General features: G+C 73.3%; 26 protein-coding genes and 1 pseudogene. 9 read left to right on the forward strand and 18 right to left on the reverse strand.

Going from position 1 to position 26,170, the window contains the following annotated elements; all coding sequences use genetic code 11:
• Positions 1 to 46: 46 nt before the first annotated feature.
• The 3 genes from BX266_RS39725 to BX266_RS05395 all read right to left on the reverse strand — a co-directional run bounded on the left by BX266_RS39725 (position 47) and on the right by BX266_RS05395 (position 3,129).
• On the reverse strand, positions 47 to 862 hold the full coding sequence (locus BX266_RS39725) for an extracellular solute-binding protein (RefSeq protein WP_259464560.1): 816 nt from the start codon (positions 860 to 862) through the stop codon (positions 47 to 49).
• Complete coding sequence (locus BX266_RS39730) at positions 826 to 1,359, reverse strand: extracellular solute-binding protein (RefSeq protein ID WP_259464561.1); 534 nt, start codon at positions 1,357 to 1,359, stop codon at positions 826 to 828. Before BX266_RS39730 ends, BX266_RS39725 begins: the two co-directional genes overlap by 37 nt.
• A gap of 126 nt (positions 1,360 to 1,485) precedes the next feature.
• Positions 1,486 to 3,129, reverse strand: a complete 1,644-nt coding sequence (locus BX266_RS05395) for a cellulose binding domain-containing protein (RefSeq protein WP_099897772.1) — start codon at positions 3,127 to 3,129, stop codon at positions 1,486 to 1,488.
• Between the two features lie 302 nt (positions 3,130 to 3,431).
• Between BX266_RS05395 and BX266_RS05400 the strand changes: the two genes are divergently transcribed.
• Positions 3,432 to 4,484 carry a LacI family DNA-binding transcriptional regulator gene (locus tag BX266_RS05400; RefSeq protein ID WP_259464562.1) on the forward strand — a complete coding sequence of 351 codons (1,053 nt, stop codon included), beginning with the start codon at positions 3,432 to 3,434 and terminating at the stop codon, positions 4,482 to 4,484.
• A 16-nt stretch (positions 4,485 to 4,500) separates the two neighbouring features.
• Here BX266_RS05400 and BX266_RS38035 read toward each other — a convergent pair whose 3' ends face one another.
• The 3 genes from BX266_RS38035 to BX266_RS05415 all read right to left on the reverse strand — a co-directional run bounded on the left by BX266_RS38035 (position 4,501) and on the right by BX266_RS05415 (position 6,559).
• Complete coding sequence (locus BX266_RS38035; protein ID WP_143686863.1) at positions 4,501 to 4,800, reverse strand: hypothetical protein; 300 nt, start codon at positions 4,798 to 4,800, stop codon at positions 4,501 to 4,503.
• 359 nt (positions 4,801 to 5,159) lie between these two features.
• Entirely contained in the window at positions 5,160 to 5,447 is a 288-nt protein-coding gene (locus BX266_RS05410) for a hypothetical protein (protein WP_143686864.1), read from the reverse strand.
• 29 nt (positions 5,448 to 5,476) lie between these two features.
• Positions 5,477 to 6,559, reverse strand: coding sequence for a LacI family DNA-binding transcriptional regulator (locus BX266_RS05415; RefSeq protein WP_259464563.1), 1,083 nt, complete (start codon positions 6,557 to 6,559; stop codon positions 5,477 to 5,479).
• A 94-nt stretch (positions 6,560 to 6,653) separates the two neighbouring features.
• Here BX266_RS05415 and BX266_RS05420 point away from each other — a divergent pair, with 94 nt between their 5' ends.
• Positions 6,654 to 7,319 (forward strand): hypothetical protein, encoded by a 666-nt coding sequence (locus BX266_RS05420; RefSeq protein WP_099897776.1) that lies wholly within the window; start codon positions 6,654 to 6,656, stop codon positions 7,317 to 7,319.
• A 7-nt stretch (positions 7,320 to 7,326) separates the two neighbouring features.
• On the opposite strand, the gene BX266_RS05425 is transcribed toward BX266_RS05420, so the two are convergent.
• The 7 genes from BX266_RS05425 to BX266_RS05455 all read right to left on the reverse strand — a co-directional run bounded on the left by BX266_RS05425 (position 7,327) and on the right by BX266_RS05455 (position 14,869).
• The gene (locus BX266_RS05425; RefSeq protein WP_099897777.1) at positions 7,327 to 8,358 is read right to left on the reverse strand and encodes a LacI family DNA-binding transcriptional regulator; all 1,032 of its coding nucleotides are present in this window, start codon (positions 8,356 to 8,358) and stop codon (positions 7,327 to 7,329) included.
• 38 nt (positions 8,359 to 8,396) lie between these two features.
• On the reverse strand, positions 8,397 to 9,041 hold the full coding sequence (locus BX266_RS05430) for an SGNH/GDSL hydrolase family protein (RefSeq protein WP_099897778.1): 645 nt from the start codon (positions 9,039 to 9,041) through the stop codon (positions 8,397 to 8,399).
• An 87-nt stretch (positions 9,042 to 9,128) separates the two neighbouring features.
• Positions 9,129 to 10,403: a cellulase family glycosylhydrolase gene (locus BX266_RS05435; RefSeq protein WP_099897779.1), complete on the reverse strand. Its 1,275-nt coding sequence runs from the start codon at positions 10,401 to 10,403 to the stop codon at positions 9,129 to 9,131.
• A 136-nt stretch (positions 10,404 to 10,539) separates the two neighbouring features.
• Complete coding sequence (locus tag BX266_RS05440) at positions 10,540 to 11,568, reverse strand: LacI family DNA-binding transcriptional regulator (RefSeq protein WP_099907439.1); 1,029 nt, start codon at positions 11,566 to 11,568, stop codon at positions 10,540 to 10,542.
• Positions 11,569 to 11,629: 61 nt separating this feature from the next.
• Entirely contained in the window at positions 11,630 to 12,493 is an 864-nt protein-coding gene (locus BX266_RS05445) for a carbohydrate ABC transporter permease (RefSeq protein WP_099897780.1), read from the reverse strand.
• Positions 12,490 to 13,461: a carbohydrate ABC transporter permease gene (locus BX266_RS05450; RefSeq protein WP_099897781.1), complete on the reverse strand. Its 972-nt coding sequence runs from the start codon at positions 13,459 to 13,461 to the stop codon at positions 12,490 to 12,492. Before BX266_RS05450 ends, BX266_RS05445 begins: the two co-directional genes overlap by 4 nt.
• A 100-nt stretch (positions 13,462 to 13,561) precedes the next feature.
• On the reverse strand, positions 13,562 to 14,869 hold the full coding sequence (locus BX266_RS05455; RefSeq protein WP_099897782.1) for an ABC transporter substrate-binding protein: 1,308 nt from the start codon (positions 14,867 to 14,869) through the stop codon (positions 13,562 to 13,564).
• Between the two features lie 336 nt (positions 14,870 to 15,205).
• Between BX266_RS05455 and BX266_RS05460 the strand changes: the two genes are divergently transcribed.
• From BX266_RS05460 to BX266_RS05470, 3 genes and pseudogenes are all read left to right on the forward strand, one after another.
• The gene (locus tag BX266_RS05460; RefSeq protein WP_099897783.1) at positions 15,206 to 16,195 is read left to right on the forward strand and encodes an ROK family protein; all 990 of its coding nucleotides are present in this window, start codon (positions 15,206 to 15,208) and stop codon (positions 16,193 to 16,195) included.
• A gap of 205 nt (positions 16,196 to 16,400) precedes the next feature.
• A complete protein-coding gene (locus tag BX266_RS05465; RefSeq protein WP_099897784.1) occupies positions 16,401 to 16,799 on the forward strand; it encodes a DUF1992 domain-containing protein in 399 nt (132 codons plus the stop codon).
• Positions 16,800 to 16,817: 18 nt separating this feature from the next.
• Positions 16,818 to 17,299 (forward strand): annotated as a pseudogene (locus tag BX266_RS05470) (STAS domain-containing protein); the annotation flags it as partial.
• A 46-nt stretch (positions 17,300 to 17,345) separates the two neighbouring features.
• Here the strand turns inward: BX266_RS05470 and BX266_RS05475 are convergent.
• A complete protein-coding gene (locus BX266_RS05475; protein ID WP_099897785.1) occupies positions 17,346 to 17,714 on the reverse strand; it encodes a VOC family protein in 369 nt (122 codons plus the stop codon).
• Between the two features lie 62 nt (positions 17,715 to 17,776).
• Between BX266_RS05475 and BX266_RS05480 the strand changes: the two genes are divergently transcribed.
• A complete protein-coding gene (locus BX266_RS05480; RefSeq protein ID WP_099897786.1) occupies positions 17,777 to 18,238 on the forward strand; it encodes a MarR family winged helix-turn-helix transcriptional regulator in 462 nt (153 codons plus the stop codon).
• A gap of 11 nt (positions 18,239 to 18,249) precedes the next feature.
• Here the strand turns inward: BX266_RS05480 and BX266_RS05485 are convergent, their stop codons facing one another.
• From BX266_RS05485 to BX266_RS05500, 4 genes are all read right to left on the reverse strand, one after another.
• Positions 18,250 to 19,014, reverse strand: coding sequence for an SDR family oxidoreductase (locus BX266_RS05485; protein ID WP_099897787.1), 765 nt, complete (start codon positions 19,012 to 19,014; stop codon positions 18,250 to 18,252).
• A 58-nt stretch (positions 19,015 to 19,072) separates the two neighbouring features.
• Positions 19,073 to 20,347: a cytochrome P450 gene (locus BX266_RS05490; RefSeq protein WP_099897788.1), complete on the reverse strand. Its 1,275-nt coding sequence runs from the start codon at positions 20,345 to 20,347 to the stop codon at positions 19,073 to 19,075.
• A gap of 86 nt (positions 20,348 to 20,433) precedes the next feature.
• Entirely contained in the window at positions 20,434 to 21,993 is a 1,560-nt protein-coding gene (locus BX266_RS05495; protein ID WP_143686865.1) for a hypothetical protein, read from the reverse strand.
• Between the two features lie 177 nt (positions 21,994 to 22,170).
• Positions 22,171 to 22,578: a DUF3224 domain-containing protein gene (locus BX266_RS05500; protein ID WP_099897790.1), complete on the reverse strand. Its 408-nt coding sequence runs from the start codon at positions 22,576 to 22,578 to the stop codon at positions 22,171 to 22,173.
• A 105-nt stretch (positions 22,579 to 22,683) separates the two neighbouring features.
• On the opposite strand from BX266_RS05500, the gene BX266_RS05505 reads away from it, so the two are divergent.
• The 3 genes from BX266_RS05505 to BX266_RS05515 all read left to right on the forward strand — a co-directional run bounded on the left by BX266_RS05505 (position 22,684) and on the right by BX266_RS05515 (position 26,060).
• Positions 22,684 to 23,655, forward strand: a complete 972-nt coding sequence (locus tag BX266_RS05505; RefSeq protein WP_099897791.1) for a YafY family protein — start codon at positions 22,684 to 22,686, stop codon at positions 23,653 to 23,655.
• A gap of 253 nt (positions 23,656 to 23,908) precedes the next feature.
• On the forward strand, positions 23,909 to 25,177 hold the full coding sequence (gene thrS / locus BX266_RS05510) for a threonine--tRNA ligase (protein WP_310794833.1): 1,269 nt from the start codon (positions 23,909 to 23,911) through the stop codon (positions 25,175 to 25,177).
• 244 nt (positions 25,178 to 25,421) lie between these two features.
• Positions 25,422 to 26,060 carry a hypothetical protein gene (locus BX266_RS05515; RefSeq protein ID WP_099897792.1) on the forward strand — a complete coding sequence of 213 codons (639 nt, stop codon included), beginning with the start codon at positions 25,422 to 25,424 and terminating at the stop codon, positions 26,058 to 26,060.
• The last annotated feature ends 110 nt before the right edge of the window (positions 26,061 to 26,170 follow it).

The following is a 26,170-nucleotide window of genomic DNA, read 5'->3' on the forward strand; positions in this document are numbered from 1 at the left end:
GAGGTGGCAGCTTTACCGGTTCACTGGACCGGGCCGGGACCGCGGATCAACCGCCCACGGACTTGCGGGCCTTCGCCCAGCGCCGGTCGAGGTCCGCGAAGTAGCCGTTGAGGTCGCCGGGCGCGGCTCCGGCCGCGATGTCCACCAGCTTCTGCCGGTAGTCCGGCGCGTCGAGCCCGATCCCGGCGGCCCGGTCGATCGCGCCGACCGCCGCCAGCTTCTGCCTGGTCTGCGGGATCATCCGCACCGCCCGGTCGTCCAGCGGCTGCAGGGTGGCGGGCAGCCGGGCCCCGCGCACCGAGGAGATCGACTCGTCGGCGGTGGCGCTGCCGGACCGGGTGAGGTACCACTCCAGCCAGGCCCGGGCGGCCTCCGGGTTCTTCGAGCGCGCGCTGACCGCGTACCGGTAGTCGGGCTGCACCACCGTGCAGAAGTGCCCGTCGCGCTGCATCGGCAGCGGCATGAAGCCGATGTCCTCGGGGTCGGCCCCGTTGGCCCGCGCCGCGTCCCGCATCTGCGCGATCGCCCAGGACCCCAGCTCCATCGTGGCGACCTGCCCGGTGGCGAGCAGCTTCTTCGACAACTCCCAGTCCGTGGTGCGGGGTTCGGCCTCGGTGAGCCTCTCGTGGACGGCCGTGTACAGCAGGCTGTCGATCGCGTGCAGGTCCTCGCCCGGCGCCCACGGCGCGGCGGTGTCCGCCAGGCCGTCGCGGGCGGTGTTGTCGCAGCTCGGCACGCCGATCGCGTCCGACCACTGCCGCAGCGGCCAGCCGTCGTGGTAGTTGGTGTAGTAGGGGACCGCCCGGGTCTTCTCCTTGACGGCCTTCAGGTCGGCGATGAACTGCTCGGGGTGGCGGGCCATTCGGTGATCCCGGCCTGCGCCCAGACCGCCTTGTTGTAGACCATCCCGGACGCGATGCCGATGTTGGCGATGCCGTACACCGTGTCGTCGACCGTGCCGTAGTCGATGTAGTCGAAGGTGTCGGCCAGCACCCGGGCGTTGCCCAACGGGGCGAAGTAGCGCGGGTACTGGTCGGCCGCAACCTTGTCCGGGATCAGCAGCACGTCGCCGTAGCCGCCGTCCTCCAGGCGCGCGACCACCTCGCCCTCGTAGTCGGCGTACCCCTCGAAGTTCACCGTCACCTTCGGGTACAGCTTCCTGAACTCGGTCGCGTACTTCTTCAACAGCCCGCTGTTCACCTGGTCGACCCGGTTGGTCAGCACCGTGATCGTCCCCGACACCTTCGCCGGGTCGGCGGTAAACACCGCCCCCGCCAGCGGGGCGGGTCCGCCGCCGCCGGTGCAGCCGGTCAGGACCAGGGCGGCCGCCGAACCCACGGCGGCCCATCCTCTGCGCATCGCTTCCCTCTTGTCGCTCGGTTGGTGCGGCTCCCGCGGCCGTCCCGGACGCCGGCGCCCGGGACGGGCCGGCCCGCGGCGCCGGTGGGGCGGCGCCGCGGGCCGGATCGGCAGGCCGACGGATCGTCAGTACGTCGTGCAAGCGGCGCCGTTGAGGGCGAAGGCGGTCGGCGCCCCGTTCGTCCCGGTGACCGAGCTGCCGCTGAAACCGAAGTTGACGGTGCCGCCGGCCGCGATCGAGGTGTTGTAGGACGCCGGGTTGGTGGCCGTCACCTGCTTTCCGGACTGCGAGGGCACCGCGTTCCACATGTTGGTGACCTGCTGGTTGCCCGGGAACGAGAAGACCAGCCGCCACCCGTTGACCGCGGTCGTCCCGGTGTTCTTGATGGTGACGTCGCCGTTGAAGGTGCTGCCCCAGTCGGAGAGCCCGTAGTGCACCGCGCAACTCCCGGCCGGGGGCGGGGTGCTGGGCGAGGACGACGGGGAACTGCTCGCGGACGGGCTGGGGCTCTGGCTGGGACTCGGGCCGGCGCTCTGGCTCGGGCTCGACGTCCCGGTCGTCAGGCCGGACTTGGCGCGCATCCGGTCCGAGTGGGCGCGGAACACCACGAGTTCGGGCGAACCCGCCGAGACGCCGAACTTCCCGTCCGCGCTGCGGTCCTGGTACCACCAGAACGCGCTGCCGTCGCCGCCCGCCGCTTCGAAGTCGGCGTACAGCTCGCTCCACCAGGCCGATCGGTCCACGTTGTGCACGTTGAACTCGCCCATGAAGAACGGCTTTCCGACCTTCTGGTGGGAGTCGGCGATCCAGGACCGGATCAGCGCCTTGGTCTGGTCGAGGCTCAGGTTCGCCCAGGACTCGGTCGGGTACGGGTGCGCGGAGGTGTAGTCGAGGTACGGCGACTGCTGCACCGCCACGAACGGGTTGCCCTCGTCGCCGCCGAAGCCGTAGGTGCTGCCGTGGCCCTCGATGCCCGCGCCCAACAGGTGCTTGGAGTCGATGGACTTGACGAAGGCGCCCATCTCGTCGACCCAGGCCCGCAGCGTGGTGCCGTTGACGTTCTCGGCCGCGCTCTGGTCCTGGTACCGGGGCTCGTTCATCAGGTCCCAGGCGAAGATGGTCGGGTCGTCCTTGTACTTGACCCCGCTGTAGTGGTTGACCCGGTTCAGCGCGTAGCTGACGTAGTTCTTGTAGGAGGCGAAGCAGCCGGGGCAGCGGGCCTTGTCGAAGAACGCGGCCCGGCCGGGCTGCCCGCCGGACAGGCCCTCCCACTGCAGGCGGGTGTCGATGCCGCCGTACGCCTCCCAGTAGTTCTCGAACACCGGGACCAGGCGCACGTTGTGGGCCTTCGCGGACTGGACGATGTAGTCGAACTCGGCGAACTCCTGCTCGTCGTAGACGCCCTTGGACTTCTCGAAGCCGTGCCAGCTCTCGTGGCTGAACATCCACAGCCGCACCACGTCGACCTTGTCCGCCTGGAAGTTGGCGAACTGGGCGTCGATCCGGGCCTTGTCCATGAACTGCGTCTCGGTGTCACCGTAGCTGCCGCCGTAGGTGAACAGGTCGTACGTGTTGGCGCCGGCGACGTAGTACTCCTTGCCGTTCAGGCAGAAGTGGATGCCGCAGCGGGTGGCGAACGCGTCCGCCGTGTCCGCCTGCGCGGTGTCGGCCCGCCCGAGGGTGAGGCCCGCGGCGGCGACGGCGGTGGCGAGCAGGAAGGCCGTCGGCGCGAAGCGCGCGGCCCGGCGGGGGTGGAGTCTCTGGTGCACGCGTGTCCCTTTCGTCCCGTGAGTGGGGGTGGGGAGGGTGGTGGGGAGGTGCTCCTGGTGCGCGGGGCGGGCGTCCGGCAGCCCGCCCGATCGGTTGATTAACCGATTAAGGCGGGACGACGGTATTGGCCGCCCGTCGACGCTGTCAACAGTCGGTTAACCGCTTGTTTCACGGGCCCTCCCGATGGCGGCCCGGGGCTACAGCGCGACGGGGTGCGCGTAGTAGCTTGAGAAGGCACAACCGGTCCGCGCCGCGCGTTCGCGCAGTGGACGGACGGTCGACGTGAGTCCTGAAAGGTTCCGTGGAGCAGGTGTCCCAGCAGCAGAGCCCGCCGGCGAAGCGGCCGACCATCGCCGACATCGCCAAGATCGTGGGCGTGTCCAAGGTCTCCGTCTCCAACGCCTTGAACGGTCAACCCGGTGTCTCCGACGCCACCCGCGCGAAGATCGCCGCCGTCGCGGAGGAGCTCGGCTTCGTCCGCAACAGCGCCGCCCGCGCACTCAGCGGAGCCAAGGCCGCCGCCGTCGGCCTGGCGCTCTGCCGGCCCGCCCGGATGCTCGGCACCGAACCGTTCTTCATGGAACTCATCGGCGGCATCGAGAAGGTCCTCTCGGACGCCTCCTACTCACTCGCCCTGCAGGTCGTCTCCGACCACGAGCGCGGCCTGGAGGCCTACCGCCGCTGGTGGGGCGAGCGGCACATCGACGGCGCGATCCTGGTCGACCTGCGCCGCGACGACGCCCGGGTTCCAGCCCTGGAGGAGATGGGCCTGCCCACCGTGGTCATCGGGCACCCCTCCGGCTCCGGCCGGCTCACCCCCGTCTGGTCCGACGACGCCGCCGCCGTGCGCGAAACCATGGAGTACCTCGCCGCGCTCGGCCACCGCCGGGTCGCCCGCGTCGCCGGCCTCACCGGCCTGGTGCACACCGCCCTGCGCGACGAGGCCTTCGCCGCGGCCTGCGCCGACCTCGGTCTGGACGCGCTGCCCACCGTGCACACCGACTACACCGGCGAGGAGGGCGCCCGCGCCACCCGCCGCCTGCTGCTCTCCCCGGCCCGCCCCACCGCGATCCTCTACGACAACGACATCACCGCCGTCGCCGGTCTCTCGGTCGCCCAGGAACTCGGCCTCACCGTCCCGCGCGACCTCTCCCTGGTCGCCTGGGACGACTCCCCCCTCGCCCAGGTGGTCCGCCCCCCGCTCACCGCCCTCACCCGCGACATCCACGCCTACGGCGCCCACGCCGCCCGCACCCTGCTCGACCTGATCGCCGGCCGCCCCTCCTCGGGCTACGAGGACCAGGCCCCCCAGCTCACCCCCCGCGGCTCCACCGCCGCCCCGCCGGCCGCATGACCGGCCTGCTGGTCCGTCAGTCCACCAGCAGTGCGCGCCGCACCGTGAACTCGCGGCGCCCGACGGCGGTCTCGCACCAGGTCAGCGTGACGTTCACCGTGTCGTCCTCGCCCTCCCCGGTGACCGTGCACGCCGTGGACCTCTCGACCGGGTAGGACGCCCCGGGGTGCAGCACTGCTCCGTCGTCGAACATCGCGGTCTTGTCGACCAGCGACCACTCCCGCCCCTCCGCGTCCGTGAACCGCGCCTCGACGATCCCCGGCTGCGGCTCGTCCTCCAGCCACCGCACCACCCGCACCCGCAACTCCGCCAACACGCCCTCCGCTCCTCCACGCCCGTCGCCGCTTTCCGCACTGCCGCACTGCAGAACCGCCCCGCGAGCGGCCCGTCCGCGCCGGGCGTCCTCGGCCCGGAGCAACTCGATCGGCTGCTCGCGCCTCGTCCGGGACCAGCCCTCCGGGTCCGGGTCCGTGAACCCGGCGGACGCCCCCTCGCCCTCCACCCACGGAACGGCCCGGGCGTGCGCGGCTTCACGGGTGGACTCACCCGCGGTCAGGGCTTGCCACCGGGCGCTCACCTCCGCCCGCCCGGGCGGGACCGCCGCTGCTCGGCCTCGTTCACGGCCCCACCGTCCCAGCCCACCGGGCCCGGCCGCCACGCCTTCTCCGTGACCGGCTACGGCCGGTCGGCCCGCGCCGCGAGCAACGCCCAGGCCGTTGCCGCCGGTTCGTCGTTCGCGGGCCAGTACGCCTCGCAGACGGCGGCGGCGAGCCCGGCGTCCTCGGCGCTGCCGCTCAGCCCGGCGCGGAGGATCACGTCGAGGTCCGCGCGGGACAGTTCGCGGCAGTGGGCGTGGACCGGCCCGGCGCGCAACCCGCCGGCCGCGGCGTAGTCGATGGCCAGCGCGGCGAGCAGTTCCAGGAAGGTGGTGCGGACCGCCGACACCCACTGAACGGCAAGCACCGGGATACCCGCAGAGCGGGGGAAGGCGGTCAACTCCCGGAGGCAGCAGGCGACCGCAGCGGCGCAGGCCCCGTCGTCCCCCGCGGGACGAGCACCGGCGTGCCCGCGGGGCGGGAGCTCGCGCGGCCGTTGTCGAGCAACTCGAGCAGGCAGCGGGCCACTTCTTCGCCGACGGCGAAGGGGTCGTGGCTGAGGGCGGAGAGCTGGGGGCGGGTGATCCGGCAGAGGTCGGAGTCGTCCCAGGCGACCAGCGAGACGTCGTCGGGGACGCGGAGGCCGAGTTCTTCGGCGACGGCGATGCCGGCGACGGCCATCAGGTCGTTGTCGTAGACGAGGGCGGTGGGGCGGTCGGGGCCGGTGAGGAGGGTGCGGGTGGCGCGGGCGCCGGCGTGGGCGGAGAGGTCGGTGGGGAGGGTGCGGGCGGTGACGTCGGGGAGGGCGGCGGCGGTGGCGGTGAAGGCCTCGGAGCGCAGCAGGGTGCGGCCGAGCGTCGCGGGGCCGGTGACGTGGCCGACCCGGCGGTGGCCGAGCAGGGCGAGGTAGCGGACGGCTTCGGCGATGGCGGCGCCGTCGTCCGTCCAGACGGCGGGGAACGGGCCGGACAGGGCGGGCTGGCTGACGGCGACGGCGGGCATGCCGAGCCGGTGGACGGGGTCGAGGCGGGGGTCGTCGGCGACCACCCCGACCAGCACCGAGCCGTTGACCCGCCCGGACTGCCACCACTGCCGGTAGAGCGCGATCTCGGCGTCGCGGTCGGGAACGGTGTGCAGCAGCAGCGCGCACGGCCGCTCGGCGAGGACCTGTTCGATGCCGCCGATCAGCGCCATCTGGACCTGGTCGAGCCCGGCGGCCGCGCCGCGGGTGAGGGCCATGCCGATGGTGTGGACGCGGTCGCTCTGGGCGAGCGAGCGGGCGGCGAGGTTCGGCGACCAACCGAGTTCGCGTGCGGCGTCGACGATGCGCTGCCTGGTGGCGTCGGAGACGCCGGGCCGGTCGTTGAGGGCGAGCGAGACCGCCCCGGCGGAGACGCCGGCCCGTGCGGCCACGTCCCGGATCGTCACCCGGCGCTGCATGCTGCCCCAATCTCCGTGCCGCCACCTGCGGGTCCCCATCCTGTCAGGTCCCCCCTGCCGGGCGGCACCGCGTGGCTGGTAGCGTCGCAGTCTTCGCCGGGCGGCGCCCGGTGGAGTACCCGGGCAGGGACTCATGACGACCGCGCAGCAACGCCTGCACCACGCCTTGGACGCCCTCGGCCGCACCGCCCGCCCCGGCCCGCCGGTCGGCGGCTGCGAGTACTGCTGCACCCCCGCGCAGCTGGCTGCGCTGTCCGGCCCGCCGGATCTGCTTCCGGACGGCCTGCTGCACTCGGTCGCCGCCAGGAACCCGGATCACTGGGACGGTTTCGAGGCCCTGTACCGGCGTCTCGCGCCGCGCATCCTGCGGCAGTTGACCACGGGCACGCTCCACGTCGACGCTCCGCTGATCGGCTCCCGCCTGGCTGCGGCCGAGTGGCGCGGCTGGGACAGCGCCGACCTGGTCGCGGAGGTGCTGGACGCCTGGTGGCCGGTGGTCCTCGACGACCCGTCGCCCTCGCCCGCCGCGTCGGAGGTCTTGGGCACGCTCGCGGTGGCCACCGGTTCGGTCACACCGTGGTTGAGCAGCTGGGCCCGGACCGCGACCCCGACGGCGAACCGGCATCTCCAGGACGCGGCGGACTCCTGGTTGTCCGAGAACGACCCGCTGGGGATCGGGTTCGGCTTCTACGGCGAACTCCCCGTCGGCAGGGAGCTCATGACATGGCTGAGCTCCCTGCCGGAGGACCGGCTCGGCGCTGACCGGCGGTACTGGCTGGACCTGGTCGCGAAGGGCTGACGCGACGTCAATGGAACGGCGGGGTCTCGCCGGAGCCGCGCGGGACGAGCAGGGTGGGGAGTTCCAGGCGGGCGGGGGCGGTGGTGTCGCCGGCCAAGCGGTCGAAGAGGCGGCGGGCGGCGAGGGCGCCGAGGGCGGTGGGGTCCTGGGCGACGACGGTGAGGCCGGGGGTGAGGAGGTCGGCGAGTTCGAGGTCGTCGAAGCCGACCAGGGCGGGTCGGTGCTCGGCGGGGAGGTGGTGCAGCGCGGCGAGGGTGATCCGGTTGTTGGCGGTGAGCAGGGCGGTGACGGCGTCGGGGCCGGTGGTGAGGCGGTGGACGGCGGCGGCGACCCGGGCGCGGTCGGTGGGGCCGCAGTCGAGCAGGCTCTCGTCGACGGGGAGTCCGGCCGCGGCCAGCGCCTCGCGGTGGCCGCGCAGGCGTTCGGCGGCGGTGTGGATGCCGGGCAGGTCGCCGATGAAGCCGATCCGGCGGTGGCCGTGGGCGATCAGGTGGGCGGTTCCGGCGCGGGCGCCGCCCGCGTTGTCGCTGAGCACGGCGTCCGCGTCGAGGCCGCTGCCGGGCCGGTCGAGGAACACCACGGGCGTGCCGGACTCGACCTCGGGCCGCAGGTACCGGTGGTCGTCGCCGGCCGGGACGACGATCAGGCCGTCCACCCGGCGGGCGCAGAATGCCAGCGCCAACTCCCGTTCGCGGTGCGGGTCCTCGCCGCTGGAGCCGGTGAACAGCAGGCAGCCCTCGGCGGCGGCGACCTGCTCGACGGCCCGGGACAGCGCGGAGGAGAACGGGTCGCTGATGTCCTCCAGCAGCAGCGCGACGCTCGCCGTCCGGCCGGTCCGCAGCAGCCGCGCACTGTCGTTGCGCCGGAACCCGAGCGCCTCGATCGCCGCCTGCACCCGCGCCGCCATCTCGGGCGTCACTCCGCTCTCCCCGTTCACCACCCGGGAGACGGTCTTCAGCCCGACGCCGGCGGCCGCCGCGACGTCCTTCATGGTCGGACGGGCGCCGGTGCGCGGGCTGCCGGGAGCGCTGCTGGTCATGCCACGGAGGATAGTGCGGGTGCGCCGCCCACCGGGTGTCAGGTCCGGGTGTTACGGGCCGAGTCGGGGATGCCGCCGCGGTGCGGGTCGCGGACCAGGTGCAGCCAGGCGTCGGCGAGGAGTCGGTGGCCGAGGGGGGTGGGGTGGACTCCGTCGATGGCGATCCGGGTGGGGTGGCCGGTGGTGCGGGCGGCCTGGTTGAGGAGGTCGTCGGCGGGGAGCAGCAGGGCGTCGTGCTCGGCGGCGAGGCGGTGGACGGCGGCGATGCGCGGGTCGAGGTCCTGGCGCCAGGTCCGCTGCTCGGCGGTGACGGGGACGAGGAAGGGTTCGATCAGGACCAGCCGGGGGGCGCAGTGGGCGTGCAGGCGTTGCAGCAGTCGGCGGTACTCGTCCTCCCAGGCGTCGGCGGGGCTGGGCAGGCCGCTGTCGTAGTGCCGCCAGGTGTCGTTGACGCCGATCAGGACGGAGACCAGGTCGGGCCGGTGGGCGAGGGTGTCGGCGTCCCAGCGGTCGCGCAGGTCGGCGAGGCGGTTGCCGGAGACGCCGCGGTTGAGGACGGTGAGGCCGGCGGGCAGTCCGGCGGCGGCGAGGGCGGCGTAGCCGTGGCCGAGGTCGGCGGGGCGGGTGTGGTCGCGTCCGGCGTCGGTGATGCTGTCGCCCTGGAAGAGGACGGTGGCGGGCATGCGGGGGCTCCTCGCGGGTGGACCCGCCGCCCGGGTCCGACGGGCGGTCACCGGGCGGCGGGTGGCGGGTGGCGGGTGGACGGCGGGTCAGCCGGCGGCGGTCATCGCCTCGGCGTGGGCGGCGAACAGCTGGGCGGTGGTGCGGGTCGGGTTGGCGGGGTCGTTGTTCCACATGATGCGGTGTCCGTCGTAGTCGGGGTAGAACGACCCGTCGTCGACGCGGGAGGTGAGCAGCCAGAACTGGTCTCCGGCCGCTCCGCCGGTCAGCGACGCGTCGGTCCAGGCCCGGTACGCGGCGTCGCGGGCGGCGGTGTCGGCGATGTCCCGGGCGGCGTCGAGCTGGAGGCCGAACTCCTCGACGACGACGGGCTTGCCGAGCCTGCGGCCGTCCGTGAGGTGGTCGTTGATCCAGCGGGTACCCCAGTCGGCGGCGTTGACACCGGGCGTGTTGCCGCTGGTTTCGCCCCAGTTCTGGGGGTAGACGTGCACGGTGCCGTAGTCGACGGCGGGCAGCGCGGTGAGCTTCTGCCAGTCGTTGCCCTCGTAGTTCGAGTACGGGTAGTCGGCCTCGTTCGGCCGCCCGTAGAAGCCCTCGTCGCCGATCGCGAGCAGCTGGCGCGGGGCCAGCGACTTCACGTACGCGCTCATCTCGCGCGCCCAGCCGAGCAGCGTGGCGCCGGACTTGTCGCTGCGGCAGCGCGGCTCGTTGGCCAGCTCCCAGGCCATCACGGTGGGGTCGTCGCAGTACCGCAGGCCGGTGTAGCGGTTGCGGCGCCGGATCACGTGCTCGGCCCACGCCCGGTACGCCTTGCGGCAGTTGGCGTCGGTGTAGAAGCGGTCGTGGTGGGCGCCGTCGCCGTAGGAGTCGTCGGGCAGGCCGAGGAACCAGGTGACGTACTGCTGCATGCCGCCGTAGTCGGGCCAGTTGTTGACCAGCGGCAGGACGAGGCGCAGGCCGAGCTGCCCGGCCTTGTGGACGGCGTAGTCGAGGCTGTCGAAGGCGGCCTCGTCGTAGCGGTACGGCTCGGTCTGCAGGGCCCGGTAGGAGTGGCCGCCGCCGTCGGCGAACGCCCAGGCGCGGATCACGGTGAGGCCCATCGCGGCGGCGTCGTTCAGCACCGCGTCGATCATGTACGGGGACTGCTGGTGCAGGTAGTAGCAGTTGGTGCCGCCGAAGCGGAACTTCCGTCCGTCGAGGCGCAGTTGGCCGCCGCCCGCGGTGACGAAGGAGCGCTTGCCGCGGTCGGCGCGGGGCCGGTCGGCGGCGGCCGCGGCGCCGCCGAGCAGGGGGGTGGCGGCCAGGCCGAGGGCGGCGGCCCCGAGCAGGGTGCGGCGGCCGGTGGTGCGGGGCTGGTCGGTCATGCGGGTCCTCCGGGCGTGCGGTGGGCGGGGTGGCCCCGGGCCGGCCCCGAACGTCCTTACCCTCGGAAGGAGTCGGGGCCGGCCCGGGAGTCGGCGGGGTGCGGTCCGGCGGGCCGGGACTGGGCGCGGCCGCCGTTCAGCGGGCCGGCGGGGCGCTGCTGCCGCGCGGCACCAGGACGGGCGTGGGGGCCGGGCCGGTGGGCGTGCCGCGGTGCTCGATCACGTCGAACAGGGTGCGGGCGACCTGCGCGCCGTAGCCGTGCACGTCGTGGCTCATCGCGGACAGCGCGGGGTGGGTGAGCCGGCACAGCTGCGAGTCGTCCCAGGCGATCAGCGACAGGTCGGCGGGGACCCGCAGGCCGAGTTCGGCGGCGACCGAGATGCCCGCGACGGCCATGATGTCGTTGTCGTAGATGATCGCGGTGGGGCGGTGCGCGGAGGCCAGCAGCATCCGGGTGGCGCGGGCGCCGGCCCGGCCGGAGAAGTCGGTGGGGACGCTGCGCGGTGGCTCCAGGCCGAGGTGGTGGGCGGCGGCGGCCAGCGCACGGGTGCGGATCGCGGTGTGGCCGAGGTCGGGGTCGCCGCCGACCCGGGCGATCCGGCGGTGGCCGAGCATCGCCAGGTAGCGGACGGCGTCCTCGACGGCGGCGGAGTCGTCGGTCCACACGGCGGCCAACTCGCCGCCCGCCAGACCGGGGTGGCCGGCGGCGACGGCGGGCATGCCGAGCGCGGCGAGGGCGGGGATCCGCGGGTCGTCCTCGGTGAGGTCGACCAGCACGGAGCCGCTGACCCGCCGGCTGCGCCACCAGGTGCGGTGCACGGCGATCTCCTGTTCGCGGTCGCGCACCAGGCGCAGCAGCAGGGTCGCCGAGCGCTCCTCCAGCACGCTCTGGATGCCGGAGATGAACTCCATGTAGAAGGGTTCGAGGCCGAGTTGGCGGGCCGGCCGGGTGATGACCAGGCCGACCGTGTCGCTGCCGGGGACCAGCCGGGCCAGGCTGCGGGCTGCCTGGCTGGGCACCCAGCCGAGTTCCTCGGCGGCGGCCCGGATCCGGTCCCGGGTGGGTCCGGACACCCCGGGCCGGTCGTTGAGGGCCAGCGACACGGCCCCGGCGGAGACCCCGGCGAGCGCGGCGACCTCGCGGATGGTGACGCGTCCGCTCACCACCGTGCCTCCCGGACCGGCGGCGCCGCGACGCAGGTGCGGCGCCGCCGGTGATGCGGTGTCACTTGCTCGATCCGGCGGCGAAACCGGCGTAGATGAGCCGCTGCAGGGCGAGGAAGACCAGCAGGGTCGGCAGGATCACCAGGATGGTGCCGGCCGAGATGATCTCCCAGTTGACGCCGAACGGTCCCTGGAAGCGGAACAGCGAGGTGGAGATGGTGCCGAGGTCGCTGGAGGGCATGTAGAGGAAGGGGATGAAGAAGTCGTTGTAGACGGTCACGCCCTTGACGATCACCACCGTGGCGACGGCCGGCTTCAGCAGCGGCAGGATGATCCGCCAGTAGATGGTGAAGGTGTTGGCGCCGTCCAGCCGGGCCGCTTCGTCCAGCGAGACCGGGATGGAGCGGATGAACTGCAGGAAGATGTAGATCGAGATGATGTCGGTGCCGAGGTACAGCAGGATCGGCGCCCAGCGGGTGTTGAACGCGCCGAGGTCGTTGACGATCTGGAAGGTGGCGACCTGGGTGGTGACGCTGGGGACCAGGCTGGCCAGCAGGAACAGGGCCATCACCAACTTCTTCAGCCGGAACTCGAACCGGTCGATGGCGTAGGCGGTCATCGAGCCGATCAGCACCGTGCCGGCCACCGAGATCAGCAGGATGAACGAGGTGTTGAGGAACGCCGGCAGCATCTTGCCCTGGGTGAAGGCGATCCGGAAGTTCTCGAAGTTGAACCAGTCGCCGGGCAGGTCGAGCGGCCCGGTGGTCTGGGCCTCCCTGCGCGTCTTCAGCGAGGTGAACAGGATCACCGCCAGCGGGACCAGCACGACGGCGCTGGCCAGGATCAGCGACAGGTACTTGGCGCCGCTCGCGGCGGCGGAGCGCGGGTGGATCCGGCGGATCCGCTCGACGGGTGCGGTGGTCACGACAGTTCCACCCTCTCCTCCGGCACCAGGCGGCGCTGGATCCAGGTGACGAGCAGGATCAGGGCGAGCAGCACGACGGCGCTGGCCGAGGCGAGGCCGAACTTGTCGAACTTGAACGCCATGTTGATGCTCTGGATGACGAAGGTCTGCGAGCCGTTGGCGCCGCCGGTCATGATGTACGGGATCTCGAAGACGGCCAGCGAGCCGGACACCGCGAGGATCGCGCTGAGGCTGATCACCGGCTTGATGCTCGGCGCGATGATGTGCCGGAACTGCTGCCAGCGGTTGGCTCCGTCCAGCGCGGCCGCCTCGTACAGGTGCGGCGGGATGGACTGGATCGCTCCGAGGAACAGCACCAGGTTGAGGCCGGTGTACCGCCACACGGACACCCCGGCCAGCGACTTGTTGACCAGGTCCGGGTCACCCATCCAGAGGAACTTGCCGTTGATCCCGACGAGTTGGAGCAGCGAGTCGAGGGTGCCGTGCGGCTGGAAGAAGTACAGGAAGACGAAACCGATCGCCACGCCGTTGATCAGGTACGGGAAGAACAGGATGCCCTTGAACAGGTTCCGGAACTTCGTGTTGAAGCTGAGCACGGTGGCGAAGTACAGCGCCAGGCAGATCTGCACCGCCGCGGCGATCAGGTAGACGCCGCTGACCAGGAACACCTTGAACAGCTCCGGCCGGGTGAACAGGTCGGTGTAGTTCTTCAGCCCGACGTTGTTCCGCTCCGGGCTGATGCCGTCCCAGTCGGTGAAGCTGTAGCCGATCATGTCGCCGATCGGCAGGTAGGTGAAGGTCACCAGCAGCGCCAGCGGTACCAGCAGGTACAGCCAGGGGGTGAACCACCAGTGCCGGCGGACCCCCTTGCGCCGGGGGGCGCGGCGGTCGGTCGGAGCCGCGGCGCCGGTCGCGGCGGTCTGCGCGGGGGGCTTTCCGGTGCCCCGGTCCCTCTGCAGTGCAGTCATCTTCGTTCCTTCGTAGGTCCTGACACCCGGTGAGCGGCGCGGCCCGGCCCGTGGGCTGTCGGGGCGGGGGCGGCGGGCTGCGCCGCTCGGTCCCGGTCGGTCAGCCGACCGTCTTCTGCGACTCGGACCACTTCTTGTTCAGCTCGGCGAAGTAGCTGTTCTGGTCGCCGGAAGCGGCGCCGCGGGCGATGTCGACCAGCTTCTGCCGGTAGTCCGGGGCGTCCAGGTTGATCTCCGCGCCCTTGTCGATCTTCTTGACCGTGGCCAGCTTCTCCTGGTTCTGGCCGATCATCTGCACGCCCTGCTCCGTGAACGGCTTCAGGGTGCTGGGCAGTTCGGCGCCCTTGACGGAGGAGATGCCCTGCTCGTTCTGGGCGCTGCCGGACTTGTTGATGTACCAGTCGATCCAGGCGCGGGCCGCCTCCTGGCTCTTGGAGTGCTTGTTGATCGCGTACTTGTAGTCCGGCTGGAGGACGGTGCACGGCTTGCCGGTGGTCGACGGGAACGGCATGTAGCCGATGTCGTCCGCGCTCGCGCCGGCCTTGGCGGCGGCGTCGCGCATCTGCGAGACGGACCACGAGCCGAGGTACATCGACCCGATCTTGCCGGTGCCCAGCAGGGTCTTGGAGTTGTCCCAGTTGGTGGTGGTCGGATCGTCCTCGGACAGCTTCTGGTTGACGATCGAGTACACCAGGCTGTCGATGGTGTGGAGGTCGTTGCCGGCGGTCCACGGGGTGGCGGTGGTCGCCATCGCGTCCTTGGCGCCCGGGTTGCAGCTCGGCGAGCCGATCGCGTCGGTCCACTGCCGCAGCGGCCAGCCGTCGTGGTAGTTGGTGTAGTACGGGGTCGCCTGGCCCTTGGCCTTGATGGCCTTCAGGTCGGCGAGGAACTCCTCGGGGGTCTTCGGCCACGCGGTGACGCCGGCGTCCGCCCAGACCTTCTTGTTGTAGACGAAGCCGGTCACGGTGCCGTAGTTGGCGATGCCGTAGACCTTGCCGCTGACCGTCGCGTAGTCGGTCCACTGGTACTGCTTCGACAGCTCGGCGGAGTCGCCCAGCGGGGAGAAGAAGGTCGGGAACTGGGCGATCGACAGGTCCGAGGGGATCGGCAGCACGTCACCGTAGTTCTCGGTGTTCATGCGGATCTTGACTTCGCCCTCGTAGTCCTTCATCCCCTCGAACTTCACCTTGACGTTCGGGTAGGTCTTGTTGAACTCGGCGGCGTACTTGTCGAGGGTGCCGTCGCCCAGCTGGTCCGTACGGTTCGTCAGAACCGTGATGGTGCCGGTCACCTTGGTCGGGTCCGAGTTGACGGTGGGCACGGAGGAGGCACTTCCGCCGCCGTTGCTGCTACACGCCGTGAGCACCACCATGGTCGCGGCCGCGACGGCCACCCATCCTCTGCGCATCTCGCTCATCCTTCGCGCTGATCGTCCGTTGACACGGGGAAGTGGCAGCCGTGGGGCGCAATCGGTCTCCCTGGCTGCTGGACGCTTAACGTAGACGTCACGCTCCGGTCATGTCCATAGAGCGGTCAACATCGGTATTTGCGAGTTATGTTGCCAAACAAGGCTCATTTTACTAAACCTTTGCTTAATGCATGAGTGGATCAGGTTCGTTACCGGACCGCGATCACGAGGCCCTGGACAACGTTGTCAGAGCGAGTCAGAATCACCGGGTACGATCCGGCAGCGCCCTGCCCAGGCACCGCGGCGCTCCCCTGCTACACCCGCGGAGACGTCACGATGAGTTACGAACTGGCCGGTACCGCCCTCGCCGTCGGACCGGCCTCCGGGCCGCTGCTCGCGGCCCTCGACATCGGCGGCACCAAGATCGCCGGCGGCCTGGTCGACGCCGACGGCGCGCTGCTGCACCAACTCCAGGTCCCCACCCCCGCGGACGGCGACCGGCACGAACTGATGGCGGCCGTCGACCACGTCCTCGACGACCTCGCCCGCCTCCCCGAGTGGTCGCAGGTGCGCGCCCTCGGCATCGGCAGCGCCGGCCCCGTCGACATCGCGGCCGGCACCGTCAGCCCCGTCAACCTGCCCGGCTGGCGCGACTTCCCGCTGCGCTCCGAGGCCGCCGAACACCCGGCCGTCCGCGACCTGCCCGTGGTCCTCGGCGGCGACGCCGTCGCGATGGCCGCCGCCGAGCACTGGCGCGGCGCCGCCCGCCCCTACCGCAACGCGCTCTGCCTGGTGGTCTCCACCGGCGTCGGCGCCGGACTGATCCTCGACGGCCGCCTGCACACCGGCCCCACCGGCAACGCCGGCCACCTCGGCCACATCAGCGTCGACTTCAACGGCCGCCCCTGCCCGTGCGGCTCCCGCGGCTGCGTCGAGGGACTCGCCTCCGGCACCGCCATCGCCCGCACCGCGGCGGAACTCGGCTGGCGGCCCGGCCCCGACGGCGACACCACCGCGGGCGCCGTAGCGGACGCCGCCCGGGCCGGGCACCCGCTCGCCCTGGCCGCCTTCGACCTCGCCGCCCGCGCCCTGGCCGCCGGCATCGCGGCCACCGCCACCCTGGTCGAACTCGACGCCGCGGTGATCGGCGGCGGCGTCGGCAAGGCCGGCGCCGTCCTGCTCGACCCGCTGGCCCGGCACCTCGCCGCCTACGCCACCCTCTCCTTCACCCGCGGCCTGCACCTGGTCCCCGCTCACCTGGGCACCGACGCCGGCCTGGTCGGCGCCGCCGCCCTGGCCCGGGAAGCGCTCCCCGTGCACCGCTGACACCCGCACCACCGGCCGCACACCGCAGACACCCGCACCACGGGCTTCGCGCCGCCCGCACCCGCACCACGGGCCTTCGCGCCGCCCGCGGCCGCGCTCCGCTGACGCCCCGTCAGGCCGGTGCGCGGCGGGCGCCGTCCGCCCGTGGCGACCCGGCGCTCCCGTACGATCGAGGGCACGCAACCTTCGTACCCGGGAGGACCGGATGACGGACCGCAAACCGCCCGGCGTCGACTTCGAGAGCTGGGTCGACCGGCAGATCCGTGAGGCTGCCGAACGCGGCGAGTTCGACGACCTGCCGGGCGCGGGCAAGCCGCTCGCGCACGAGAACCTGCCGTACCACGAGATGTGGTGGCTACGGGAGAAGCTGGAACGCGAGGGCCTCTCCTACCTGCCGCCCTCGCTGGTCCTGCGCAACGAACTCCGCGAGGCCCTGGACACCGCCCGCCTCGCCCCCACCGAGCCCCTGTTCCGCAAGCGGCTCGCCGACGCCAACGCCCGCATCGACGCCGCCCTCCGCCGCCCCGTCGAAGGCCCACCGCTCGGCCTCGTCCCGGTCGACGTCGAGACCGCCGTCGCCGACTGGCGCCGCGCCCGCGGCTGAGCGCGCGCGACCGCCCGGGCCTTCGCCACCTTCGACGGCACTCCGTCGGCCCGGCGACGCTGCGCCGCCTCCCGGCCGGCGAGATCGGTGTCATGACGGTGACCGTGGCGGTGGTGGTCGCCACCCGCAACCTGGCGATCGGCGTCGTGGTCGGCTCGCTGCTGGCGATGGCCGTCTTCGCCAAGCGGGTCGCCCGGCACGCCGAGGTCACCGCCGTCCTCGATCCGGACGGGAGCCAGGTGGTGTACGCCGTCACCGGGGCCCTGTTCCTCGCCTCCGCCGACGAGCTCGGCCCGCGCTTCGACTACGCCGGCGACCCCGACCGGGTGGTGATCGACCTGACGGGCGCCCACCTCTGGGACGCCTCGGCGATCGCCGCCCTCGACACCGTCCGCGCCAGGTACGCCCAGCGCGGCAAGCAGGTCGAGATCACCGGCCTGAACCGCCCGAGCGCCGACCTGCACGACCGACTCAGCGGAGAGCTCGCCGCCACGCACTGAGGCGCGCTCGGGCGGCCTCGTCGCGCCCCCCGGGGAGGCGGGCCGCTCAGGCGCGGTCGTGCAGGGTGACCCGGTAGCCGTCGGGGTCCGCGAAGGTGAAGGTGCGACCGAACGGACCGTCGACCGGCGGCGACACGATGGTGGCACCGGCCGCGGCGAGGGCGTCGTGGATCTGCTGCGCGTCGGGAGCGTGCAGCCACAGCGCGACGCCCTGCCCCGGCTGGGCGACCGAGTCCGGGTCGACGCCCGGAAGGACGTCGCGGACCGCGAACGCGATCGGCTCGGTGGCGAACACGACGGCGTGCGGCGGCCCCGCGTCGGAGCGCTTCAGCCCCAGGTACTGCTCGTAGAAGAGGGCCGAGCGCTCCAGGTCGCGCACCTGCAGCGAGATGAAGTCGGGTCCGGTGACGGGCATGGTCCTGCCTCCTCGTGAGATGTCAGTCTTCTGACATGCGCAAGGTATGTCAGAATACTGACATGAGTCAAGGCGAGCCCGGAATCGAGCTGGACACCTCACTGGGGTACCTGCTGAAAGTGGCCTCCAGCGCCCTGCACTCCGCGTTGGAGGCCGTGCTGAAGCCCTTGGGCATGACGATCACGCACTACTCGTGCCTGGAGCTGCTCGCCCAGCGGCCGGGCCTGTCCAACTCCGAGCTGGCCCGCGGCACCTTCGTCACCCGGCAGTCGATGAACGTGCTCCTGCAGGCGCTCGAACGCCAGGGGCACGTCGTCCGCCCGGACCGGGCGCCCGTCGGCCGGGCCCTGCCCACCGAACTGACCGCGCTCGGGCGCAGCCGCCTCGAGCTGGCCAGCGCCGCCGTCCGCCGGGTCGAGCAGGACATGCTGGCCGGCCTGGACGCCGCCGAGCGGGATCAGATGCGGCGCCTGCTCCGTTCGTGCATCGCCTCGCTCGCCGGACCGCCCGCCGCGGCGCCATAGCGCGCCGCCGGTTACTTCAATCCGCCGCTGCTCTGCAGGAGTTGGCCGTTGATCCACTGGCCGTCCGGGGAGCAGAGGAAGTCGACCAGCTTGGCGGCGTCCTCGGGGGTGCCGAGCCGGGCCAGCGGGGTGGCCCTGGTCATCTCGGCGCGCAGGGCGTCGTCCATCCAGCCGGTGTCGGTGGGGCCGGGGTCGACCACGTTGGAGGTGACGCCGAGGTGGGCGAGCTCGCGGGCGGCGGCCCGGGTGATGCGGTCGAGAGCGCCCTTGCTGGACCCGTAGGGGAGGTTGCCGACGGTGTGGTCGCTGGTGAGGGCGACGATCCGGCCGGTGCCGAACTCGCCGGTGAAGCGCAGGCCGAACTCGCGGATCAGCAGCCAGCTGGCGCGGGCGTTCACCGCGAAGTGCCGGTCGAAGCTCTCCACAGTGGTGTCGAGCAGGCCGGAGTCGACGGACTCGGCGTGGCTGAGCACCAGGGCGGTGACGGGGCCGAGCCCGGACTCCACCTGGTCGAACAGCCGGGCCGGGGTGGCGGGGTCGGCGAGGTCGGCGGGCACCGCGAGGTGGCGGGCGCCACGGGCGCGGAGGGCCGCGCCGATCGCCTCGCTCGCGCCCTGCTCCACGCCCCAGCTCATCCGGGTGTCGTACGGCGTCCAGTAGGTGTGGGCGATGTCCCAACCGGAGGCGGCGAGGCGTTCGGCGATGGCCGCGCCGATGCCGATCGTCCGGCCGACGCCGGTCACCAGGGCGACGGGGCGGGGTGCGGTGGAGGTCACGGGCCCTGATCCTGACAGTTCGTCAGCACCCCTGACAATCCCTTTCCGGGGCCGACCGCTACTCGGCGTGCAGCACCGCCCGGACCGGACCGGCCGGGTGCACGGTGATCGCGAACCCGGCCCCGGCGGGGGCGTCGCGGATCTCGGCGCGGTACGCGGGCAGCAGTTCCTCCAGCAGCAGCGTCATCTCGCGGACGGCGAACTGCGCGCCCAGGCAGGCGCGCGGGCCCAGCCCGAACGGATAGTACGCGCCGGGGGCGGGGCGGCGTTCGGCGTCCAGGAAGCGCTGCGGGCGGAACGCCCCGGGGTCGGGCCAGAGCGCGGGGTCGCGGTGGGTCAGGTACGGGGAGACCAGCAGGGTGGTGCCGGCCTCGATCGGGTGGCCGGCGAGGGTGTCGGCCTCGGCGGCCTGCCGGGGCATCAGCCAGGCGACGGGGTAGAGCCGGAGCGTCTCGTCGATCAGCGCCCGGATCGCTGCGGCCCGCGCCCCGGAGCCGGCCGGGCCCGCGGCCAGTGCCCACTCGCGCTGTTCGGGGTGCGCGTCGAGCAGCAGGAACAGCCAGCTGAGCGTGGTGGCGGTGGTCTCGTAGCCGGCGACCACCAGAGTCATCAGCTCGTCGCGGACCAAGCGCTCGGTGTAGTCCGGGAGTTCGGCCGCGGCACGGAGCAGCGCCCGGAGCAGGGCGGGCTCCTCCGTCTGCCCGGCCAGGGCGATGGCGTGCGCGGCGGCCAGGTCGGCCAGCTCGTTGGCCTCGCCGAAGTCGGCGGCGCGTTCGCCGGTCGCGGCGGCGAACGCGGGGATCTGCGCGAGGCTGTCCCCGGCGGTGATCAGCCGGTGGTGGGTGGCGCGGTCGAGCGGGTGCGCGGTGAGCGAGCGCCAGATCGCCTCCAGCGAGAACCGGCGCAGGTCGGCGTCGATCTCCCGGACCTCGCCGGCCCGGGCGGCGGCATGCCAGCGCTCGGCGGTGGCGGCGACCGCGGCCCGGATCTGCGGCTCGTGGGCGCGGATCCCCCGGCCGGTGAACTGCGGTTGCAGCACCTTGCGTTGACGCCGCCAGGGCTCGCCGGACGCGCACAGCAGCCCGTCGCCGAGGAGGGCCTTCGCCCGGTGGCCGTGCTTGACGTAGCTGTCGGGGTGCCTGGCCAGCACGTGCTGGACCTGTTCGGCGCCGGTGACCAGCACGATCCGCCGCTCGCCGAGCCGGAACCCGGCGACGGGGCCCAGCTGTTGGGCGGACGTGAGCAGGTCGACCAGTTGTCCGCCGCCGGCCCGCCAGTCCGCCAGGCGGGCAGGGTCGAGTTCGGGAAGGGTGCTGGTGGCTGCCGTGGCCAAGGCGGTCTCCTGCGGGGTGGGCTCGACTGCGCCGTCCGGACGTCCACCACCCTAACGGAGGGTGTGGGTGCGGTTCCGATCCGCTGTCAGCCGGCCGGCCCGGAGCGTGGGATTCCGGCCAGGTCGAGCAGCTCGTGCAGCCGACGGTCCGTCAGGTGAGGGCTGGCGGCCGCTCCTTCGAGCAGTCCCAGGTCGGCATCCGGGCCGGTTTCCGGGTCGGTTTCCGAGTCGGCTTCCGGGCCGGTGAGCAGTGCCGCCACCCGGTCGGCGGGGAGTCGGGGGTTGGCGGCGGCGGCCCGGCGCACACCCGGGTCCGGGTCGGCCAGCAGCGTCTCCAGGTCTCCGCCGAACTCGGGATCGGCAGCGGCCAGTTCGCGCACCGCCGGGTCGGCGTCGGTGGCGAGTCCGGGCGGCAGCCCGGTGCGCGGGAAGGCCGGGCGAAGCCGCAACCGGCTTCGGTGCGCCGGTAGTTGGGCGTACGCCTCCAGCAGCAGGGTGGGCGGCGCATCGGGGTGGTGCAGGGCGAGTCGCAGCCGCACCTCGCGGTCCGGGTCGGCGGCCAGGCGCTGCACGGTGGCGGCGTCCAGCCGGGGGCTGATCGCGGCGGCCCGGCGCAGCACCGCCTCCGGGGACGCGGCGCAGGCGTGGTACCAGTCCAGGCCCGGGTCGTCGACGGGTTCGGCCATCGGCCACGGCAGGTCGGCGACCGAGGCGCCGAACAACCCGAAGACCGCCGCGGCCCGGCCCCGGGTGCGCGGAGCGGGCAGGAGCTCGGCGCAGCGGCGCACGCCTTCGTCCGGGTCGGCGGCCAGGACGGCCAGCAAGTCGGCTTCCACGTCGGGCCGTTCGGCGATCCTGCGGCGGACGGCCGGGTCCGGGTCGGCGGCCAGCCGGCGGACGGCGTGCGGCGGCAGGTACGGGTTGCGGACCAGCCCGGCCAGGTGGGTGCGCTCGGTGATCAGGGTGTCGAGCAGCTCGTCGGGGAGCGCGGACGCCCAGCAGTGGGTGACCTGGTTGCGCGGGCTGTTCTCGGTGTACTGCGTCCCGAGCTCCGCCAGGTCGGGGTGGGCGTTGCGGTGGGCCTTCGCCCGGACTTCCGGGTCCGGGTCGGCGAGCAGCGCGGCCCGCTGGTCCTCGCCGAGCTCGGTCCAGTAGGTGCAGGCGAAGGCCCGCAGGGCGGGTTCGGGGTGGTCGACCAGGCGGCGGCGGTGTCCCACGAGGTGTCCGGAGGTGACCAGTTCCTCGGCGATCTCCTTGGGCAGCAGCATCATGGTCTCGCGCTGGGCGGTGCCGAGCAGCACCAGGTCCACCACGTCGTCGGGCAGTTGGACGGCGCGTGCGGTCCCCTGACGGAACGGCCGCGCGGAGACCAGCGCGGCCGCCACCAGGTCTTCCGGGTCGCGGATCACCTGCCGGCACTGGTCGGCGGTCAGGTGCAGGTTGCGGGCGACCGCGCTGCGCTCCCGGCGGTCGCCCGTGCGCAGTGTCCGCTGGACGAACTCGGCCGGCAGCGGCCTCCGTTGGAGCACCTCGCGGGCATCCGCGGCCGCCGGGGCGAGCAGCCGGGTGAGCACCTCCGTCCCGGCCCGGGGGTTGGCGGCGACGCCGCGCAGCAGTGCGGTGGCCCGCTCCTCGGTGATCGTCACCACGTCATGGTCGCACCCGCCGGGCCTCACCCCACGGCGGCCCGGACGGTCAGCGTCCCGGCACCCGTGTCGGGTTGGGCCTCGGCGCGCCGAGCGGCACCGTCCGCGAGCGGTCGCGGTGTCCGGCGGGGAGGCCGCCGAGACGGGCAGGCCGAGGGTGCCGAAGTGTGCGGCGAATCAGGCCGGCTCGTACTCGAAGGTGTAGGGGAAGGCCTGCTCGCCGGCCCGGCAGGTGTACTCGCCGGAGCCGCGCAGGCCGGTCAGCGCGCCGGTGCCGGTGCCGGGGACCACGGTGAAGGTGCAGGTCACGGTGCCGTCCTCGTGGAAGGCTCCGTGCTCCTCCAGCACGAAGGTGCCTTCGCGGCCGTCGAGGCGGCCGGTGAGCAGCTCCAGGCCGGTGAACACGCCGGTCGTCGCGCCGGTGTAGACGATGTTGTAGTCGCAGTCGGTGCGGGCGGCCTCGATACCGCCGGTGAAGGTGTTGGCGACGGTGGCGTGGGAGAGCTTCGGGCCGTCCTCGACCGCCCGGATCTCCTCCTCCTTCCAGTCCGCGTAGCTGATGCTGCCGGTGGTCCGCACGGGCATGGGTGTCCTTCCGGAGGGGAGCTCGCGCTGTGCCGCGTGCTCCGGTGGGACCAGCCTGGCGGCGGTACCTGACACCTTCTGTCAGGTATCGGGGACAATTCCCGCATGCGCGCCGACCGTCTCCTCGCCCTGCTCCTGCTGCTGCAGAACCGCGGCCGGATGACCGCCGCCGAACTGGCGACCGAGCTGGAGGTGTCCGTGCGCACCGTCCACCGGGACGTGGAGGCGCTCGGCGCCGCGGGCGTGCCGGTGCTCGCCGAACGCGGCCCGACCGGCGGATACCGGCTGATGGACGGCTACCGCACCCGGCTCACCGGCCTCACCGCGGGCGAGGCGGGCGCCCTGTTCTTCGCCGGACTGCCCGGCCCGGCCCGGGAGTTGGGGCTGGGCACGCTGCTCGCCACCGCCGAACTGAAGGTCCGGGCCGCGCTGCCGGCCGAACTCGCCGAGAGCACGCGGCAGTTGCAGGAACGCTTCCACCTGGACCCGGCGTCCTGGTTCCACGACCCCGATCCCGTGCCGCTGCTCACCGCGGTCGCCCGCGCGGTCTGGGAGCAGCAGGTGCTGGACGTCCACTACCGGCGCTGGCGCGGCGAGGTGCAGCGCGAACTACGGCCGCTGGGAATGGTGTTGAAGGCAGGCATCTGGTACCTGGCCGCGTCCGCCGACGACCAGGTCCGCACCTACCGGGTCTCCCGTCTGCTGTCCGCCGAGCCCACCGGCGCACACTTCGAACGACCCCCCGGATTCGACCTGGCGGCCCACTGGTCGGAGTTCGCCCGCCGGCTGGCGGCCTCCCTGCACCAGGACACCGCCGAGGTGCGGGTCTCCCCCCGCGCGTTCCGCATGCTGCCGATGCAGTTCGGCTCGGCCGGCGCCCGGGCGGTCGCGAGCGCCGGCCCGCCGGACGCCGACGGCTGGGTACGGGTGCTGCTCCCGGTCGAGTCGGAGCCGGTGGCGGTCAGCGACCTGCTCCGGCTCGGCGCGGACGCGGACGTCCTCGGCCCGCCCTCGCTGCGCGCCGCCGTGGCGGAAGCCGTGGCCGCCCTCCACCACCGCTACACGCGGACGCCCTGAACGCGGCCCAGCCCACCCGACACGTCCCACCCGGCGCGTCCCACCCGACACGTCCCACCCGGCGCGTCCCGCCCAGCACGTCCGCCCCGCCGACCACGGGATATTCGGGTGCAGTCGGCCGGGCGGCCCGCTAGCGTGGCGGGCATGAAGCGCGCTGCCATGCTGACGACGACGCCGGAGAGTGTCCCGGCGCGCTGACTGCTGTTCATCACCGAAGCCCCGGGGCCGAGCGCCCGGGGCTTCTCGCGTGTGCGTGGCCGGCGGCGACTCGTCCCCTCACCTCCTCGAGGAGACCGCCGTGCACGACCACCGCAAGCTGGGCCGCGAGCTGGGCCTGTTCGACACCGACCCGCTGATCGGCTCCGGCCTGCCGTACTGGCTGCCGGACGGCGCCGCCGTCCGGCAGAGCCTGGAGGACTTCGTCCGCACCCTGGAGCGGCGGGCCGGCTACCGGCACGTGTACTCGCCGGTGCTGGGAAAACGCGAGCTGTACGAGATCTCGGGGCACTGGGCGCACTACCGGGACGACATGTTCCCGCCGCTGGAGATGGGCGGCGACGCGGACGCCGAGCAGCTGGTGCTGCGACCGAGCCTGTGCCCGCACCATGCGGTGATGTTCCGCTCGCGCTCCCGCTCGTACCGCGAACTTCCGCTTCGGATGGCCGAGTTGGGCGGCATGTACCGCTCCGAGCGGTCCGGTGTGCTGGGCGGGCTGACCAGGGTGCGGGCGATCCAGCTGAACGACGCGCACCTGTTCTGCACCCTCGACCAGGTCGCCGGGGAGGCCCGCGGCGCCCTGGAGCTGATCGCGGTCGCGTACCGGGCGATGGGCATCGTTCCGGCCCGCTACCGGCTGTCGCTGCCGGGCGGCTCCGGCAAGTACGCGGCCCGGCCGGAACTGTGGGAACGGGCGACCGCGATCCTGGTGCGGGTGCTGGAGGAGCTGGGCGTGGAGTACGAGGAGGGCGCCGGCGAGGCGGCGTTCTACGGGCCGAAGATCGACGTCCAGGTGGCGGACAGCGCGGGCCGCGAGTCCACCCTCTCCACCGTGCAGGTCGACTTCCACCAGCCCGAGCAGTTCGACCTGCACTACATCGGCCCGGACGGGGCGCGGCACCGGCCGGTGATGGTGCACCGTTCGATCGTCGGCAGCGTGGAGCGCGCCGTGGCCCACCTGATCGAGCTGCACGGCGGGGCGTTCCCGGCCTGGCTCGCCCCCGTCCAGCTGGCGGTCCTCCCGCTCGGCGAGGAGCAGGCGGACGCGGCCCGGGAGCTGGCCGACCGCTGCCGGCAGCTCGACCTGCGCGCGGAGGTGCTCGGACCGGAACGCGGCACCCTGGCCGCCCGGGTCCGGGACGCCCGCCTCGCCCCCTACCAGGCGGTGCTCGGCCCGCGCGAGGCCGCCGACGGAACCCTGGCGGTGCGGCTGCGGGACGGCCGCCGGCTCGACCCGCTGCCGGTCGGCGAGGTGCTCGACCGGATCGCGGCCCGGGTCCGGGAGCACACCGTCGACCTGTGGTGACGCGTCCGCCGGGCGTGTCCCGGGTCACCCCGACCGCGTGACGGTCACCACCCCGCCGCGCGGCCGGACGGCGCCCTAGACCGGCCGGGGGAGCGCCGCCGGGTGCCCGCCCGGCCTTGCGCCACTGGCGCTCGGCGGCGCCCCAACCCCCGTTTATGCAGGGCTTATCCACCGGCAGGGCGGTCTCCGGGCGGCCCGTTCGGCCCTCGTCCGGGGGACCTTCGGCGTGGCATACTCCGATTCCATGACCGGCATTCACGCGACCAAGGCCCTGCGGGGCGCGGTGTTCACCGCGCTCGCCGTGCCGCTGGCCGCGTTCGGCCAGGTGGCGATCACCGGCCGGGCCCTGCCGCTCACCCTGGTCGCCGCGGCCTCTGTCGCGGTCTTCGTGCTCGCGGTGCTGCTGGACGGCGCCCGCCGCCGCTTCCTGCTGCTGTCGTCGGTCCTGGTGCCGGTGGAGCTGCTGCTGAACACCGCGTTCAACCTCGGCCAGGACGCCTGTGCCCGGCCCGTCCGCGGCGTCGACCTGCTGGTCTGCGGCGGCGACTCGGTCGGCGGGTCCGAACTGTTCGCGCAGTGGACGCACAACTCGGCGGGCCTGCTGCGCCTGCTGGTGCTCGCCGTCCACCTGGCCCTGGCGGTCGCCGCCGCGGCCTGGCTGCGCCTCGCGGACGCCGCCGTCAGCGGTGTCGCCGAAGCCCTGCACGCACTGGCCCGGGCGCTGCCCGGCCCGTGGCGCGCCCTGCTGCTGGCCGTCCGGCCCGCCTGCCCCGCCGCGCTGCTGCCGCCCGCGGGCGCCGAACCGGCCGCCCGCCGCCCGCAGGACGCCGTCCACTCCCCCGCTCCCCGTCGCGGTCCGCCGCAGCCGGCCTTCGCCTGCTGACGGAGCGTCACCGCACGCCTCTCCGTCACGGGCGCCGCCAGGCTCGCCCACCCCTTGACCCGCACCCCGCCGTGCCGCGCCGCCGTGCTGCCCATGCGCACGTCCGCGCG

The organism is Streptomyces sp. TLI_171, from assembly GCF_003610255.1.
Classification (GTDB): Bacteria; Actinomycetota; Actinomycetes; order Streptomycetales; family Streptomycetaceae; genus Kitasatospora.

Excerpts from the sequence above, each read along its gene's own strand:
- BX266_RS05450 (WP_099897781.1), bottom strand. The coding sequence starts at position 13,461 with ATGACTGCACTGCAGAGGGACCGGGGCACCGGAAAGCCCCCCGCGCAG.
- BX266_RS39725 (WP_259464560.1), bottom strand. The coding sequence starts at position 862 with ATGGCCCGCCACCCCGAGCAGTTCATCGCCGACCTGAAGGCCGTCAAG.
- BX266_RS05435 (WP_099897779.1), bottom strand. The coding sequence starts at position 10,403 with ATGACCGACCAGCCCCGCACCACCGGCCGCCGCACCCTGCTCGGGGCC.
- BX266_RS39730 (WP_259464561.1), bottom strand. The coding sequence starts at position 1,359 with ATGCGCAGAGGATGGGCCGCCGTGGGTTCGGCGGCCGCCCTGGTCCTG.
- BX266_RS05425 (WP_099897777.1), bottom strand. The coding sequence starts at position 8,358 with ATGACCAGCAGCGCTCCCGGCAGCCCGCGCACCGGCGCCCGTCCGACC.
- BX266_RS05500 (WP_099897790.1), bottom strand. The coding sequence starts at position 22,578 with ATGCCCGTGCGGACCACCGGCAGCATCAGCTACGCGGACTGGAAGGAG.
- BX266_RS05480 (WP_099897786.1), top strand. The coding sequence starts at position 17,777 with ATGAGTCAAGGCGAGCCCGGAATCGAGCTGGACACCTCACTGGGGTAC.
- BX266_RS05475 (WP_099897785.1), bottom strand. The coding sequence starts at position 17,714 with ATGCCCGTCACCGGACCCGACTTCATCTCGCTGCAGGTGCGCGACCTG.
- BX266_RS05415 (WP_259464563.1), bottom strand. The coding sequence starts at position 6,559 with ATGGGGACCCGCAGGTGGCGGCACGGAGATTGGGGCAGCATGCAGCGC.
- BX266_RS05455 (WP_099897782.1), bottom strand. The coding sequence starts at position 14,869 with ATGCGCAGAGGATGGGTGGCCGTCGCGGCCGCGACCATGGTGGTGCTC.
- BX266_RS05430 (WP_099897778.1), bottom strand. The coding sequence starts at position 9,041 with ATGCCCGCCACCGTCCTCTTCCAGGGCGACAGCATCACCGACGCCGGA.
- BX266_RS05505 (WP_099897791.1), top strand. The coding sequence starts at position 22,684 with ATGCGCGCCGACCGTCTCCTCGCCCTGCTCCTGCTGCTGCAGAACCGC.
- BX266_RS05460 (WP_099897783.1), top strand. The coding sequence starts at position 15,206 with ATGAGTTACGAACTGGCCGGTACCGCCCTCGCCGTCGGACCGGCCTCC.
- BX266_RS05515 (WP_099897792.1), top strand. The coding sequence starts at position 25,422 with ATGACCGGCATTCACGCGACCAAGGCCCTGCGGGGCGCGGTGTTCACC.
- BX266_RS05465 (WP_099897784.1), top strand. The coding sequence starts at position 16,401 with ATGACGGACCGCAAACCGCCCGGCGTCGACTTCGAGAGCTGGGTCGAC.
- BX266_RS05420 (WP_099897776.1), top strand. The coding sequence starts at position 6,654 with ATGACGACCGCGCAGCAACGCCTGCACCACGCCTTGGACGCCCTCGGC.